The organism is Azospirillum sp. BE72, assembly GCF_031455875.1.
Lineage (GTDB): Bacteria > Pseudomonadota > Alphaproteobacteria > Azospirillales > Azospirillaceae > Azospirillum.
This window is the reverse complement of the sequence record NZ_JAVDTO010000013.1, coordinates 54,964-70,083: the sequence shown is the minus strand read 5'-3', so window position 1 is coordinate 70,083 and position 15,120 is coordinate 54,964. Positions and strand designations below refer to the sequence as shown.

Annotated in this window: 13 protein-coding genes; 6 read left to right on the top strand and 7 right to left on the bottom strand. The window is 69.9% G+C overall.

Annotated elements, in window-relative coordinates:
* Positions 1 to 23 precede the first annotated feature (23 nt).
* Both J2Y49_RS24250 and J2Y49_RS24245 read right to left on the bottom strand, forming a co-directional pair.
* The gene (locus J2Y49_RS24250) at positions 24 to 2,279 is read right to left on the bottom strand and encodes a response regulator (protein WP_310117546.1); all 2,256 of its coding nucleotides are present in this window, start codon (positions 2,277 to 2,279) and stop codon (positions 24 to 26) included.
* Between the two features lie 263 nt (positions 2,280 to 2,542).
* Complete coding sequence (locus tag J2Y49_RS24245; RefSeq protein WP_255542333.1) at positions 2,543 to 2,971, bottom strand: helix-turn-helix domain-containing protein; 429 nt, start codon at positions 2,969 to 2,971, stop codon at positions 2,543 to 2,545.
* 225 nt (positions 2,972 to 3,196) lie between these two features.
* Between J2Y49_RS24245 and J2Y49_RS24240 the strand changes: the two genes are divergently transcribed.
* From J2Y49_RS24240 to J2Y49_RS24230, 3 genes are all read left to right on the top strand, one after another.
* Entirely contained in the window at positions 3,197 to 4,171 is a 975-nt protein-coding gene (locus J2Y49_RS24240; protein ID WP_310117544.1) for a hypothetical protein, read from the top strand.
* Positions 4,172 to 4,275: 104 nt separating this feature from the next.
* The gene (locus tag J2Y49_RS24235; RefSeq protein WP_310117542.1) at positions 4,276 to 6,522 is read left to right on the top strand and encodes a heavy metal translocating P-type ATPase; all 2,247 of its coding nucleotides are present in this window, start codon (positions 4,276 to 4,278) and stop codon (positions 6,520 to 6,522) included.
* A gap of 40 nt (positions 6,523 to 6,562) precedes the next feature.
* The gene (locus J2Y49_RS24230) at positions 6,563 to 7,042 is read left to right on the top strand and encodes a DUF411 domain-containing protein (protein WP_310117541.1); all 480 of its coding nucleotides are present in this window, start codon (positions 6,563 to 6,565) and stop codon (positions 7,040 to 7,042) included.
* A 54-nt stretch (positions 7,043 to 7,096) separates the two neighbouring features.
* On the opposite strand, the gene J2Y49_RS24225 is transcribed toward J2Y49_RS24230, so the two are convergent.
* Positions 7,097 to 8,260: an acyltransferase gene (locus tag J2Y49_RS24225; protein ID WP_310117540.1), complete on the bottom strand. Its 1,164-nt coding sequence runs from the start codon at positions 8,258 to 8,260 to the stop codon at positions 7,097 to 7,099.
* A 331-nt stretch (positions 8,261 to 8,591) separates the two neighbouring features.
* On the opposite strand from J2Y49_RS24225, the gene J2Y49_RS24220 reads away from it, so the two are divergent.
* Positions 8,592 to 8,978 carry a YkvA family protein gene (locus tag J2Y49_RS24220; RefSeq protein WP_310117539.1) on the top strand — a complete coding sequence of 129 codons (387 nt, stop codon included), beginning with the start codon at positions 8,592 to 8,594 and terminating at the stop codon, positions 8,976 to 8,978.
* On the opposite strand, the gene J2Y49_RS24215 is transcribed toward J2Y49_RS24220, so the two are convergent.
* Complete coding sequence (locus J2Y49_RS24215) at positions 8,975 to 9,556, bottom strand: HAD family hydrolase (RefSeq protein ID WP_310117538.1); 582 nt, start codon at positions 9,554 to 9,556, stop codon at positions 8,975 to 8,977. The two genes, J2Y49_RS24220 and J2Y49_RS24215, sit on opposite strands and share 4 nt — an antisense overlap.
* 167 nt (positions 9,557 to 9,723) lie before the next feature.
* Entirely contained in the window at positions 9,724 to 10,218 is a 495-nt protein-coding gene (locus J2Y49_RS24210; RefSeq protein WP_310117537.1) for a hypothetical protein, read from the bottom strand.
* Between the two features lie 192 nt (positions 10,219 to 10,410).
* On the opposite strand from J2Y49_RS24210, the gene J2Y49_RS24205 reads away from it, so the two are divergent.
* Positions 10,411 to 11,646 carry a helix-turn-helix transcriptional regulator gene (locus J2Y49_RS24205; protein ID WP_310117536.1) on the top strand — a complete coding sequence of 412 codons (1,236 nt, stop codon included), beginning with the start codon at positions 10,411 to 10,413 and terminating at the stop codon, positions 11,644 to 11,646.
* Between the two features lie 291 nt (positions 11,647 to 11,937).
* On the opposite strand, the gene aqpZ is transcribed toward J2Y49_RS24205, so the two are convergent.
* On the bottom strand, positions 11,938 to 12,678 hold the full coding sequence (gene aqpZ, locus J2Y49_RS24200) for an aquaporin Z (RefSeq protein ID WP_310117534.1): 741 nt from the start codon (positions 12,676 to 12,678) through the stop codon (positions 11,938 to 11,940).
* A gap of 261 nt (positions 12,679 to 12,939) precedes the next feature.
* Here aqpZ and J2Y49_RS24195 point away from each other — a divergent pair, with 261 nt between their 5' ends.
* Positions 12,940 to 14,106: an FkbM family methyltransferase gene (locus J2Y49_RS24195; protein ID WP_310117533.1), complete on the top strand. Its 1,167-nt coding sequence runs from the start codon at positions 12,940 to 12,942 to the stop codon at positions 14,104 to 14,106.
* Positions 14,107 to 14,205: 99 nt separating this feature from the next.
* On the opposite strand, the gene J2Y49_RS24190 is transcribed toward J2Y49_RS24195, so the two are convergent.
* On the bottom strand, positions 14,206 to 15,117 hold the full coding sequence (locus J2Y49_RS24190) for a recombinase family protein (protein ID WP_310117531.1): 912 nt from the start codon (positions 15,115 to 15,117) through the stop codon (positions 14,206 to 14,208).
* Positions 15,118 to 15,120 lie beyond the last annotated feature (3 nt).

Genomic DNA, 15,120 nt, shown 5'->3' with positions numbered 1-15,120 from the left:
CGCCGCCGACCGGATCGTGTCCCCTACAGCACCGCCGCGATGTGCCCGATCAGCGCCGAGGGCGGGATGGGCTTGGACAGGATGCGGATGCCGGGTTCGGTGCCCAAATCCTGCAGCTCCGCCTTCTCGGCATAGCCGGTGACGATCAGGACCGGCAGATCGGGGCGGTGATGGCGGGCGAGGCGGCTCAGATCGGCCCCGGTCATGCCGGGCATGGCGAAATCGGTGACCAGGATGCCGATCCCGTCATCCGCCTCCAGCAGGGCCAGGGCTTCCTCGCCGGTGGCGGCCTCCGTCACTGTCATTCCGGCCTCGGCCAGCACCGCGGCGTTCGCCATGCGGACCAGGGCGTCGTCCTCCACCAGCAGGACGCGGGCGGGGGCGGCCGGCAGGGGCGGCGGTTCGGCGACGGCGGAAGCGGCATCGGCGGCATCGGCATCGGCGGGCGTCCCGGCCGAGGTACAGGCCGCGGGATGAGCCGGAGGATCAACCGGAGCATGGGGCAGGTACAGGGTGACGGCGGTGCCAAGCCCGAGATGGCTTTCCAGGCGCATCCCGCCGCCGGACTGGGCGGTCAGGCCATGCACCATGCTCAGCCCCAGCCCGCTGCCCTGCCCCACCGGCTTGGTGGTGAAGAAGGGCTCGCAGGCCCGCGCCAGCACGTCCGGCGGCATGCCGGTCCCGCTGTCGCGCACGGTCACGGCGACATAGCCGCCGGGCGCCAGGGCGGGTGAAATCCCCTCCTCCGCCGCCTTGTCCTCCGCCACCTTGTTCTCCACCGACAGGCTGGTGACGGCGATGGTCAGGGTGCCGCCGTCCGGCATGGCGTCGCGGGCGTTGATGGCGAGGTTCAGCAGGGCGATGTCGAACTGGTGGGGATCGACCAGGGCCGGCGGCACGGCGGGCGGCATGGCGGCGTCCCGGTCGATGCGGATGCGGATGGCACCGCCCAGTGTGCGTTCCAGCAGCGTCGCCATTCCCGCCACCTGGGCGCCGAGGTCGACCGGCGCCGGGGCCAGCCGCTGGCGGCGGGCGAAGGCCAGCAGATGCTGGGTCAGGGTGGCGCCGCGGTCGACCGCCTGGCCTGCGACCTCCAGCGCCCGGCGGCTCTCCGCCGCGCGCAGCTCGCCGCCGGTCTCCAGCAGATGCAGGCTGGAGCGCACCGCCTGCAGCAGGTTGTTGAAATCGTGAGCCACCCCGCCGGTCAACTGGCCCAGCGCCTCCATCTTCTGCAGCTGGCGGACATGCTCCTCCGCCTCGTCGCGGGCCTCCACCGCCTGCCGGCGTTCGCTGAGCGCGCGGTTCGCGGTCTCGTAGGCGAGGAACTGGCGCGCCATCGCCCACAGCATCAGGGCGAGCGCCACCGCGCTGACCAGCCCGGCGGCGGCGATGATCATCGCCTGGCTTTCCCAACGGGCGAGGATCTCCGGCCGCGTCCGGCTGACCCCGACCACCAGCGGATAGTTGCGCAGCACCTGGAAGGACAGGATGCGATCCTCGCCGTCGACCGAACGGGGAGACGCATAGGTGCCGGCCTCATGCCGGGCGATCCGTTCGGTGACCTCGGGGCTGGTGGCGATGGTCCCGACCTTGTCCGGCACCGCCGGGAAGCGCGCCAGCAGCATGCCGTCGCGCCACCACAGGCTGAAGCCGCTGCCCGGCGTGACATGGAGACTGCGGTAGAACTGCTCGAAATAGGACAGCCGGATGGCGCCGACCGCCAGACCCGACAGCCCGCCGTCGGGGCCGTTGACGCGGCGGGCGATGTAGAGCGTCCATTCCCCGGTGGCCAGGCTCTTCGCCGGCCGGCTGACATGGACCCGACCGGGATCCTTGTCCTTGAGCGCGCGGAAATAGTCGCGCTGCGACAGGTCGAGCGCCGGGGCCGGGAACTGGCGGGTGAAGTTGATCAGGCTGCCGTCGGCGGCGACCAAGCTCAGCGCCTCCACCTGCGGCAGGCTGGACGCCTTGGCCTGCAGGATCTCGTAGACCTGCCGGTCCCCCTGCAGTCGCTTGAAAGCTTCGGGGCTGCGCCGGTACTCGGCCGGGATCTGCTCGGCGATCCCGTCGACGGTCAGCGCGATGCCTTCGATGGTGCGCGCCGTCTGCTCGGCCAGCGAGGCGTTGAGCGTGCGCAGGCCCAGCGTGGCCTCCGCCACCGTCTCGTCGTGCAGCCGGTCCAGGATCGCCACGGTGCCGCCGCACAGTCCCGCCAGCACCACCCCGCCGAGCGCCACGATCCGCTGGAGCGGACGGCTGGTCCTCAGAAGCCGCAGCATGACGCCCACGTCCAATCCGCCTTCACCACCGTTCCCGCACCCCTGTCCCAGCCCTGTTTCCCGGCCCTTACCGTCGCCATGGCGATGGATTCCCCCGTGCCGTCCCTATGCGGGACCCGGCGCCCGCCTGGCCGGAGGCACGGAAGGTTTCGACACTGCACGACCCGACTATAAACACCCCCGTCGGCCGGGCAACCGGCTCCGGGTCATAGGGGCCGCCGGATGCTGCGGCGCTTTGCCCCGGCTGCACCCGCTCCCCGCTCTCAGTGGCGGTCATGCAGGCAGTGGGCGTGGTCGGCCAGCACCTCGATCACGTGGCAGCTGCGCACCTGATCCTGGGCGCAGCCCTCCACCATGCGCCGCACCTCGTCGCGCAGGGCCTCCAGCCGGGTGATCCTGGACTCGATCTCGGCCAGATGGGCGCGGGCCAGCACGTCGGCCTCGCGGCAGGGCCGGCCTGGATCGTCGGCCAGGGTCAGGAGCTGGCGGATCGCCTCCACCTCGAAGCCCAGCTCGCGGGCATGGCGGATGAAGCGCAGGCGGCGGACCGACGCCTCGTCGTAGCTGCGCCGGTTGCTGCCGGTGCGCGGCGCCTCCGGCAGCAGGCCGATGCTCTCGTAATAGCGGATGGTCGGGATCTTCACGCCGGTCCGCTTGGCGAGTGCGCCGATGGCCAGGGTAGAGGTGGGCATGGCGGTCATTTCTCCTCAATCCTCCAGTCGCTGGAGATTCTAAGCGCTCTGGGTGGTGCCGGCAACGCCTCCGCCTTTCGGGATAGAGGGCGCCAGGGAGGCCATGGGGGCGGAAAGACCAAGCAACCCCAGGTTTTCAGCCCTTCCATTTCGGCTTGTTCGCACGGTTCACAACGGCTATCACCCTGCCCCTTAGTCTTGGACCCGTTCGGCAGGGGCGTCATCGTGAAGATCCTGTGCGTGATCCCGCATTTCTACCGCCCGAAGGCCGATCATGCCCCCGGCGGAAACAACTCCAGCAACATCAACCGGAAAGCCGAACGCATCGCGGTTCTTGGCGAAACCATCTCCGCCTTCCATCAACTCTATGGAAGCCGGCTGGCCGGGCTCGATCATTGGCGCAAGGTCGCATGGCAGGCCGCATCGCCGCATCGTGCCGAGATCGACGTTCTGGTCTGCACCATCGGTGACGACCATCTGCTGAATTCGTTGCAGATCAGCCCGGTCCTCTACCGGCGGGCAAAGATAAACGACGACTACCCGCCGACCCGCCTTGGGTTCGGCGCCCATATGGTGATGCGGGAATTGGCGGGGCAGTATGACTGGTACTGCTATGTCGAAGATGACATCGTCATGACCGACCCGCTGTTCTTCCGCAAGCGGGCGTTGTTCGATGCGAAATTCGGGCCGGAAGCGCTGCTGCAGCCCAACCGCTTCGAGAACATTTCGCCCTTCGGCTACAAGGTCTATCCGGATTACGTGCTCGGCCGGCCCTGGACGACCGAACATCAGGACCTGTCCGACCAGCCGGAACTGAGCCTGGACTTCATCGGGGAACCGGTCCGCTTCGAACGCACCTCCTACCCGGCGGCCGGGAGCTTCTTCCTCAACGCGGCCCAGTTGGAACGCTGGATCTCGCATCCGTCCTTCCTCGACATGGATGAATCCTTCCTGAGCCCGCTCGATTCCGCGGGTATCCTGTCGATCATGAAGACCTTCCGGGTCTACAAGCCGGTCCTGGACCATGGCTCCTTCCTGGAGGTGAAGCACGGCTCGCCCCGCTGGGCGCATGTCGTCGGGTCGGAAATCCATCCCGTCATCACCAGGGACCAACCTTTCACAGGGCTTCCGGAGCATTCGCCCGAGTACGACGAAGCGGACATGGATGCCGGCGACGCGGGGCCTGCCGCCACCGCCTGACCGTCTGGCCATCCGGCTGCCGTTTTCCGCTTGATCCTCCAGTCGCTGGAGAATTTAGGCTCCCAGGACGCTGCCCACAGCGCGTCACGACGAGGAGCTTGACCATGCATGGAATGGAGGACGGGGTCCGGGCCGGGGACATCGCCTTGCGCACCAGCCGCTACCGGGTCTCCGGCATGGATTGCGGGTCCTGCGCCGCCAAGATCGAGACCGCCTTGCGCCGGGTGCCGGGCATCCGGGAGGTGCGGGTGTCGGTGCCGGGCGGAACGGTGACCGTCTCGCACGAGGCGGCTCTGGGCGCGGACGCCGTCGTCCGGCCGCTGGCCGCCCTCGGCTATGGCGCCGCCCCCGCCGATCCGGTGGCGGAGGCCGCGGTGCCCACCTGCGGCGGGGGCTGCTGCGGGCCTGCCCACTCCGATGCCGCCCACTCCCACGCTGCCCATTCCCACGCCGATCCGGCCGAGGCGCCCTGGTGGCGCGGGCGCAAGGCGGTGCTGACGCTGGCGGCCGGCGCCGCGCTCGCCGCCGCGACGCTTCTCGGCCTGCTGGTGCCGGAGACGGAGCCTTGGGCCTTTCCGCTGGCGCTGACGGTCGGGTTGGTGCCGGTGGCGCGCCGCGCCCTGGCGGCGGCGCGGGCCGGCACGCCCTTTTCCATCGAGACGCTGATGACGGTCGCCGCCGTCGGTGCGCTCGTCATCGGCGCGGTGGAGGAGGCGGCGACGGTCCTGGTCCTCTTCCTGGTCGGCGAATTGCTGGAAGGCGTGGCGGCCGGCCGGGCGCGGGCCGGCATCCGCGGCCTGACGGCACTGGTTCCCGACACCGCCCTGCTGGAAGAGGACGGCGCCGCCCCGCGGGCCGTTCCCGCCGCCGGGCTGGCGGTCGGCTCCGTCATCCTGGTCCGCCCCGGCGACCGGGTGGCGGCCGACGGGATCGTGCTGTCCGGCAGCAGCGCCGTCGACGAATCCCCCGTCACCGGGGAGAGCATGCCGAAGCCCAAGGGTGCCGGCGATCCCGTCTTCGCCGGCACCATCAACGCCGACGGTGCGCTGCGCGTCCGCGTCACCGCCGCGGCGCGCGACAACACCATCGCCCGCATCGTCCGGCTGGTCGAGGAGGCGCAGGAGAGCAAGGCCCCGACCGAGCGGCTGATCGACCGTTTCGCCCGCCTCTACACGCCGGGCATCGTCGCGGTGGCGGCCCTGGTCGCCGTGGTGCCGCCGCTGGTATTTGGCGGCGGCTGGACCGAGTGGATCTACCGCGCCCTGGCGGTCCTGCTGATCGGCTGCCCCTGCGCGCTGGTGATCTCCACCCCGGCGGCCATCGCGGCCGGCCTGTCCAACGGCGCCCGGCGCGGCCTGCTGCTGAAGGGCGGCGCGGTGCTGGAGGCGCTCGGCCGCATCACCACCGTCGCCTTCGACAAGACCGGCACCCTGACGGAGGGCAGGCCCCGCGTCACCGACTTGATCCCCTTCGGCGCAAGCGGGGGCGTCGTAAGCGAGGCCGGCGGGAGCGAGGCGGAACTGCTGGCCGCCGCCGCGGCGCTGGAGGCCGGGTCGAGCCACCCGCTGGCCCGCGCCATCCTGGCCGCGGCGGCAGAGCGCGGCATCGCTCCGCCGGCGGCGGACGAGGTCACCGCCCTGCCCGGCGCCGGGCTGCAGGGCCGGGTCGGGGGGCTTGCGGTGGCGCTGCTGTCGCCGAAGGCCGCCGCCCCGTCGCTGACCGCGGAACAGGCGGAGCGGGTCGCTGCCCTGGCGCAGGCCGGCAAGACGGTCTCGGTCCTGCTGGTCGAGAGGCAGGCCGCCGGGCTGATCGCGCTGCGCGACGAGCCGCGCGCCGACGCCCGCCAGGGCATCGAGGCGCTGGACCGCGCCGGCATCCGCTCGCTGATGGTGACCGGCGACACCGTGCAGACCGCCGGGGCGGTCGCCGGCATGCTGGGGGTGGAGGCGCATGCCCAGCTGCTGCCGGAGGACAAGCTGCGCATCGTCCGCGACCTTCAGGCCGGCGGGCAGCGGGTGGCGAAGGTCGGCGACGGCATCAACGACGCCCCGGCGCTCGCCGCCGCCGATGTCGGCATCGCGATGGGCGGCGGCACCGACGTGGCGCTGGAGACGGCCGACGCCGCCATCCTGCACGGCCGGGTCGGCGACGTGGCGGCGATGGTGGCGTTGTCACGCCGCACCATGGCCAACATACGGCAAAACATCGCACTGGCCCTGGGCTTGAAGGCGGTGTTCCTGGTGACCACCGTTCTTGGCGTCACCGGGCTGTGGCCCGCGATCCTGGCGGACACCGGCGCCACCGTGCTGGTCACCGCCAATGCTTTGAGGCTTCTGTCCGTCCGGTCCTGAACGGATGAGGCAAGACACTGATTTGATTTGGAGAGTTCCGATGAGGATGACGCGGCGGACGATGGTGTGGGGGGCGGCTGCCGCCGTCCTGACGCTTGGCCTCGGGGCCGTGGCGCTGCCGGACATGGTCCGCGCCGCAGCTCCCTCCGCCGGTGCGGCGGTGGAGGTCTGGAAGTCCGCGGGCTGCGAATGCTGCGACGGCTGGGTGCGGCACATGCGCGCGGCCGGCTTCGACGTCACCGTCCACACCGTCGACGACATGACGCCGGTGAAGCAGGCCGCCGGGGTGCCGGACGAACTGGGCTCCTGCCACACCGCGCGGGTCGGCGGCTATGTGCTGGAAGGCCATGTGCCGGCCGCCGACGTGACGCGCCTGCTGACCGAACGGCCCCAGGCCCGCGGGCTGTCGGCGCCCGGCATGCCGCAGGACGCCCCCGGCATGGATATGGGCACCGGGCAGCCCTATCAGGTCGTGCTGTTCGGCGGTGCCGGCGGGCCGCAGGTCTTCGCCCGCCATTGATGCCGGCAGGGCCAAGAAGGGGCGGCGATCACGCCGCCCCAACGACCGCGGCGATCACGCCGCCTCGGCCACCGGGCTGGCCGGAGCGGCCTTGCGCGAGCGGACCAGCAGGCCGTTGACCATGGCCTGCCCCGGCAGCTCGACGAAGCGGTAGGTCAGGGCCGACAGGCCGATCACCGCCAGCAGATAACCGACGCCGACCAGATCCATCATCCAGGCATCGCCGAAGGCGATCAGCCGGTCGGTCTCGCCGTCGATCTGGCGTTCGACGAACAGCGGCCGGCCGAGGGCCCCTTGCGCCACCATCGTGCCCTTCTGCAGCACGGCGATCACGAGGGCATGCACCATGTAGATCGAGTAGGACCAGGCGCCCAGCCGCTGGAAGGGGGATGTCGCCAGCAGACGGGAGACCGGCCCGGCTTCGAAGGCGAACACCAGCACCACCAGCCCGAACAGCAGCGGCGCCGCCAGCGACAGGGCATTGCCCCCCGCGGCCGAGACGAAGGCGATCACCGCCAGCAGCGCTCCCGCCTCGGCCAGCCCGCCGGCAGGGCGGGACATCCGCCTGTCGCCGATCGCCTGATACAGCCGATAGACGAGACAGCCGGTGAAGAAGCCGTACAGGCAGCGGAAATAGCCGTAGTCGATGCTGGTGTCGATGTGGTTGGCGGAGAACCCCATCACCACGCCGGCGCCGAGGGCGGCAAGCGCCACCATCGCCGCGATCAGCATCCTGGTCCGCCGCACGGTCAGGAAGAGGATGGCGAAGGTGATGTAGACGAAGAACTCCGCGCTGATCGACCAGCTCGGAATGTTCCAGGTCCATTGGTCCTCCACCCCCAGCGCATGGACCAGCGCCAGGTTGCTGACCAGGGCCGACGGGGCGAAGGCGCCGGTGAAGGCGGCATTTCCCGCCGCCGGCCCGGAGAGTGCCTTCACGCTTTCCAGCGCCACGAAGGCCAGCAGCACCGCCGCATGCAGCGGCCAGACCCGGCCGAAACGGCGGACCAGGAAGGATCCGGCCGATGCGCCCCCGCCGATGCGGGCGGAATAGGCGTGGGTGATGACAAAACCGCTCAAAACAAAGAAAAAATCGACAAAAAGGTAACTGCCGCGCACGAAGCCGAACAGATGAAAATGATCGAGCGTGTGCAAATGATATAGGGCCACGCATAACGCGCACAGACCGCGCCATCCGTCGAGTACCGGGAACCGCATAAGGAGCCTCCGGGTTTTTGGTCAAAGGCGCTTCTTGGAAAACCTGTTTGTAGGGGCAGCAAAACCTACGACTGATTGCGCATGACCGGAAGGACGCGGGAGGTTTATTCCAAAGGATCGCCGTGCCTACCCAAGGCGGCCGAGATCACGCTCCCCTCTCGTTCGGGTGGTGTCAGAGCTGTGGTCCCGAAGGGGGCCGGGCTCGACGGACGGCCGGGGGTTGGGTTACAGCCTTTCACCCGGCCTGCCGTTCAGCGGATGGGAGGGACCACAACCGGACATCAGCGGCATGACGTCGAACGCGCAAGCATCGGCAGTGGCACGCGCAAAGATGCGTGCGAAGACATGGGCACGCGGGCTCAAGCGCGACGTGCTTGCCGTCTATCTGGCGGCGCGCGACCCGCGGACGCCCCGGCATGTCCGTCTGCTGGCGATGGCGGTTGCCGCCTATGCGCTGAGTCCGATCGACCTGATCCCGGACTTCATCCCGGTGCTGGGCTATCTGGACGATCTGCTGATCGTGCCGCTCGGCATCCTGCTGGTCGTCCGCCTGATCCCGCCGCAGCTTCTGGCCGAACACCGGGCCGCCGCCGCGGCGCGCCAAGCCGCACGGCCGGTCAGCGTCGCCGCCGCCGCGGTGATGGTCGCCCTTTGGCTGGCCGCCGCCGTCCTGCTCTGGCTGTGGCTGGCCCCCTGGCTTGAGGCGTGGCTGCCTTAGCGGACGGCCTCGACCTCCGCACCGATCCCGGAGCGGGCCAGAATGTCGGCGACCAGCGCGTCGAGGTCGCCGCCGCGGTAGAGCGTGCCCTCGATGCCCGCCCGCTGCGCCGCCTGGACGTCGGTTTCGCGGTCGCCGATCAGGAAGCTGCCCTGCGGCTCCACCGGCCACTCCGCCATCGCCTGCAGCAGCATCCCAGGCTCCGGCTTGCGGCAGCGGCAGTCGGCGCGGTAGGGCGGCTCGCCATGATCGGGATGGTGCGGGCAGTGATAGAAGGCGTCGACATGGGCGCCGACGGCGCGCAGCTCCTCCTGCATCCAGCGATGCAGCGTGCGCACATGCTCCTCGCTGTAGAGGCCGCGGGCGACCCCGCCCTGGTTGGTCACGACGAACACCAGGAAGCCGGCATCGTTCAGCCGTTTCACCGCCTCCCTGGCCCCCGGCATCCAGGCGATCTGGTCGGGGCGGTGCGCGAAGCCGACGTCCTCGTTCAGCACGCCGTCGCGGTCGAAGAAGGCGGCCCTGCGGCGGCCGTCGCCGGCGGCGGCGGTCTGGGCCGGGGCGAAGTCGTCGGGCATGCGCATCTCCTCGCAAAAACAGTCGGTCCGGCGATCCGGCCGGGTCGAAAAGCCGCTGGGGCGGGTCTCTTGTCAACCCGCGTCTTGTCAGCCTGAACAATCATCAGAACAGCACAAAACACTATGATATGGTTTCATGAAAACATATGAGGTCCATTGCTGCCATATCAGCTCCGCCCTCCTTCGATCCGGCGCACGCAGTCCAGCAGCAGAACGTCCAGGTTCAAAGGCGCCAAGTCGATGTGGATGGTGTCGAAGCCGCGGTCGCGCGCCCGGAGCATCAGGTCGTGGTTCGACGCCGCGATGGACAGCAGGACCGGGCGTGCCGTGCCCCGGATCGCCGCCAGCCGGTCGAGAACGGACTGCCAGGGTGTAGCCGCCCCCCGGCGCTCCGGCTCCCCCAGCACGATCAGGTCGGGAACGATCTTCGGGGATGGGATGGTCGTGGGCGCCAGCAAGCCCAGCCCCTCGTCCACCGTACCGGCCGCCACGGCCCGCCATCCCAGTGTCTCCAGGTAAAGCCGCAGCCCCTCGCGCAGCAGGGGGTTGCGGTCGGCGACCAACGCCCAGCGCACCCGGCCTTCCGAGCGGGTGGCCGGCCTTGCGGTGGGGGATGACGGCGTGCGGTGATCGGTCATTGTGACGGTCATGCAGGAGGTCATGGCGGTGGCTCCGGCTCGGAGGCTCCTGTTTTTGGCGGGGGCTCCCGTGTCATCGACTTTTGAGGAAAATCCCGCCGACGCGCATCCTTCACATGACGGGCGAACCTTCGTCCGATGGATATACGCAACTGATCGGTCTTGAGGGCCGACGGTTGCAAACGAAAAATTGTCCCGAGGCGGAGGAGTTCTCCCATGGGGCAAGCGGCTGACCGGCTGATCGAGGACATCTACGACACGGTGACTTTCCCGGAGCGCTGGGGAGGAGTCCTGGAGCGGCTCTGCGCGTCGGCCGACGCCACGCATGGCTTCCTGTTCACGGCGGCGCTCAACCAGGATGCCCGGACCATGGCGCTGTGGGCGCGCCACAACATCTCCGATGCGCTGCTCGGCGATTATGCGACCCATTTCCGCCATCGCGACCTCTGGGCCAACGCGGCGGCGACGCAGGGCCTGCTGGACCGCTGCGTGGTTCGCCGCGGCGAGGAGTTGGTGGCCGAGGCGGACCTCCACCGCTCGATGATCTTCAACGACATGCTGAAACGGGAGGGGATGGGGCGGCTGTGCTCCGTCTCGCTGGCCGACGGCGGGGAACTGACGCCGATGCAGCCGGTGCTGAGCCTGTTCCGCCCCGCCGACAGGCCGCCCTTCCCCGAGGAGACGCTGCGGCTCCTGCAGGATTGCGCGCCCCATCTTCAGCGCGCGATGCGGCTGCGCGTCCGGCTGTGGGCCCGCCGGGACGGCCGGGAGGAGGAGACCGCCTGGAGCGCCCGCATGATCGACCGCCTGCCGATGGGGGTCGTCCTGCTCGACGCCGCCGGGCGGACGGTCGCCGTGAACCGGGCCATGCAGGCGATGATCGACGCGCGCGACGGGCTGCGGATCGTGCAGGGCCGCCTGCATGCCGAACAGGGGGGCGAGGCGCGCCGGCTGGCGCATATGCTGGAGGCGTCGCTGTCGGGCGGCGGAAGAGCGGCCGGAGCGGCGCATTCACTGCCCGGCCTGCAGGGGGCCGGCCTGCAGGGGGCCGACCTCCGGGTGTCGCGCCCCTCCGGTCGGGCGCCCTATCTGCTGACCGTCCTTCCGCTGTCATACGAGGCGGCGGGGCCGTACGGCGGGGCCGGTGGAGGGGATGGGGAGCGGATCCGGACTGCGGTCTACATCGTCGACCCGGCCGCCGTGGTGCCGGGGCTGGAGGCACGGCTGGGCGCCCTGTTCGGCCTGACGCCTGTGGAAGCCCGGCTGGTCGCCGACTTGCTGGCCGACATGACCCCGGCGGAAAGCGGCGACCGCCGCGGCGTCGCGATCAGCACGGTGCGCAGCCAGCTGCGCAGCATCTTCACCAAGACCGGAACCACCCGCCAGAGCGAACTGATGAACCTGGTCAACCGCTGCCTGATGCTGCCGGAGCGGCCAGGGACGGGGCTATGAACGGCGGGCGTGAGAGGCGCTCTTGAGAGGCGCCCTATGGCAGGGCCGACACCACCAGGAGGCCGAGATAGATGCCGATGAACAGGCCCAGCACGATGCCGTAATCGGCTTCGGTCATCGGGTTGGAATCGGGGTCGAACTGCCGCATGGATACGCCTTCTGCGCCGTCTGTCCTGCCTCAATAACAGTAGGCGGCGCGGTGGCGTTGCGACATCGGCAGGGCATAGGGGCAGGGCATCAGGGTCGGGGTATCGGGGGCCGGTTCCGGCGAACCGGCCCCATCGCTGTGGATCAGGTGGAGCTTTTCGCCTCGCCGGTGATGGCGGGCTTCGCCGGCATATCCTCGGCAAGTGCGCGGTAGGCCAGTCCGCCCATCAGTCCGCCGGCCAGCGGGGCGATCCAGAACAGCCAGAGCTGCTGCAGCGCCCATCCGCCGACCACCAGCGCCGGGCCGGTGCTGCGTGCCGGGTTCACCGAGGTGTTGGTGACCGGGATGCTGATCAGATGGATGAGGACGAGCGCCATGCCGATGGCCAGCGGCGCGAAGCCGGCCGGCGCCCGCCGGTCGGTGGAACCCAGGATCACCAGCACGAAGAAGAAGGTCAGCACCAGTTCGATCACCAGGGCCGAGGTGATGCTGTACTGGCCGGGCGAATGCGCCTCGTACCCGTTGGCCGCGAGCCCGTTGACGGCCAGGCTGTAGTCGGCCTTTCCGGTGGCGATGACATAGAGGACCAGGGCCGCCGCGAAGGCCCCGACCAGCTGGGCCAGCACATAGGGCAGGATGTCCTTGGCCGGAAACCGCCCGCCGGCCCACAGCCCGACCGTCACCGCCGGGTTCAGGTGGCAGCCGGAGATGTGGCCGATGGAATAGGCCATGGTCAGGACGGTGAGGCCGAAGGCGAAGGACACGCCGAGCAGCCCGATCCCGACCTGCGGAAAGGCGGCGGCGAGCACGGCGCTGCCGCAGCCGCCGAAGACCAGCCAAAACGTCCCGAGAAACTCAGCGGAGCTGCGCCGAATCATATTCATGTCGACCTCTCACTGCTGCCACGGTTGACGAAGTCCGGCCATCGCCGGCACGCGGACGAGCATAAATCCACCGCGGCGAGGGGAAGTTCGCGCGTTCGGACAGGGGGATGTGGCAGAAGAACAGGAGGGATGGAAAGACGGGGCCGGCGGGCCGCCACCTGTCCGATCCCATCTGCAACTTCCGCCCGCCGAGAGGGAGAGCATGCTGCTATGCTCCGCGGAATCCGGCGCGGCAGAGGGCAAGGTCAAGGGGGAAGAGGCATGGGGAATGGTGGTGACGAGGTGCCGGCGCTCCGCCATGCGCTTCGCGAGCGGTTGGACCAGGCGGTGCGGACGCCCGGCGACTGGCGCATGCTGCAAGCCGAAGACCGCCGGGATTTGGATCCGGGCGAGGTGCCGCTGATCCTTCTCGGTGCCGGGTCGGTGATGGCGCAACCCCTCGTGCGGCATGCCCTCGGGCATTGGAAGGTCGTCGGGGTCGTGGACAACGCCCGCGCCGGCCTGCCTTTGGGGGACGGAACGATCCTCGGCGATGACGGGCTTCGCGACCTGATCCGGCGGGACCCCCGGGCCGTCGGCGTCATGTGCTGCAACTCCGACGAGGCCGTCGCCCATTTCCACGCGCTGTGGCAGCCCAGCGGCCGGCCGTTGCTGTCGCTGTTCGAGGCGATGCGCTCCGCCGGGCTGTGCCCGCCCGGCATGATGGGGACCCCCGGGCAAATCGCCGCCCTGGCGGAGTGGGAGGCGGACTGGAAAGGCTTCGACGACGATGCCAGCCGCCGATGTTTCCTGTCGGTGATGCTCTACCGCCTGACCTGGGACGCCCGTTGGCTGGAACCGGTCCGGCTTCCCTACCGGGACATGTATTTCTTCACCGATGCCCTGGCCGTCGGCAGGGATGAGGTGCTGGTGGACGGCGGGGCGTTCGACGGCGACACCGTGGCGGCCTTCGCCGCATGCTCAGGAGGCACCACAGGGGGCACCCATCGTCACATCCACGCGTTCGAAGCGGACCCCTCGAACCTCCCCCGCCTGCGGGAGTGCGTCGCCGCCCTTCCCCGCGTGACCATTCATCCCATCGGTCTGTGGAGCCATGCGGACACATTGCACTTCTCCAGCGGCCACGGGCCGGGCGGCCGGCTGGACGAAGGGGGCGACGTGAGCGTTCCGGTCCAGGCGCTGGACGATCTCGGGCTGGGCCCGGTGACTTTCATCAAGCTGGACATCGAGGGGGCCGAGTTGCCCGCCCTGCGCGGGGCGGAACGGACCATACGGCATCATCGGCCGAAGCTGGCGATCGCGGTCTATCACGACATCGGGGATTTTGCGGCGATCCCCCGCATGATCGAGACAATGCGCCCGGGCAGCCGCTATCGGCTGCGCCATCACAGCCCGATCCACCACGACACCGTACTTTATGTCGAATAGGGGCTGAACCGCCCGGGCTTCTTCCGAGGCCGTCAGGGTCGAGACCGAGCATGATGACGGTCTTCCCGAGAGCCCACGGCGTCGGCGGCTGACCAACCGTTACGCAGTCTCCGGTTCCCGGACCAGTCCCTGCTCCCTGGCGCGGTCGAGCAGGTTCTTCACCGACGACCGGCTCCAGCGCAGGCCGCCGCGCGGCGTGCGCTGTCCCATGCTTTGCAGCCGGCGGGCGATGCCGTCCAGCGTGACGCCGGGTTCCGAGCGCGCCAGCCCTGCCACCATCAGCACGAGGTCGTCGCTGTCGATCCGTTTGGGCGCCGCATCGAGAACCTCCTGACGCACCAGTCCCGCCGCCGCCAGCCGGCGTACCGCCCGTATCAGGCTGTTGGGCGTCCACGGCTTGCCATCCCAGGGCCTGCTCCTGCCCTGCCCTTTCAGCGCCCGCACCACCTGATCCCAGGCGGTCATCGGCCGCAGTGCCTCCACCGTTGGCAGGAACTCCTGGGCGTGGGCGATCACGATTTCATCCCGCGCCACCTCGCGACCTTGGCGTGCTTTCTCCAGCGCCGCCGGGTCGCGCCGTCGCAGTCCCGGATTGCCGGGTTCCTTCCCCCTGGCCACGGCCGCCTTCAGCCCGGCGATCGAGCGTTCACGGATCAGCGCCCGCTCCAGTTCGGCGGCGGCACCCAGCACCTGGAGGGCGAAGCGCCCCTGCGGATTGGTGGTGTCGATCGGATCACCAAGCGACTTGAAGGCGATGCCACGCTGCCCAAGGCCGTCGATCACCTCCAGCAGGTGGAACAGCGAGCGCGCCAGCCGGTCGATGCGCGCCACCACCAGCGTGTCGCCCGCCTTCAGGCTGGCGAGCGCCTTGGCCAGCACCGGGCGGTCGCGGTCGCCGCCCGAGGCATGCTCCTCGAAGATGACGGTGCAGCCGGCTTGGCGCAGGGCGAGCAGCTGGGAGCCGGTGGACTGGTCTTCGGTGGAGACGCGGGCATAGGCGACGAGGGCCATCGG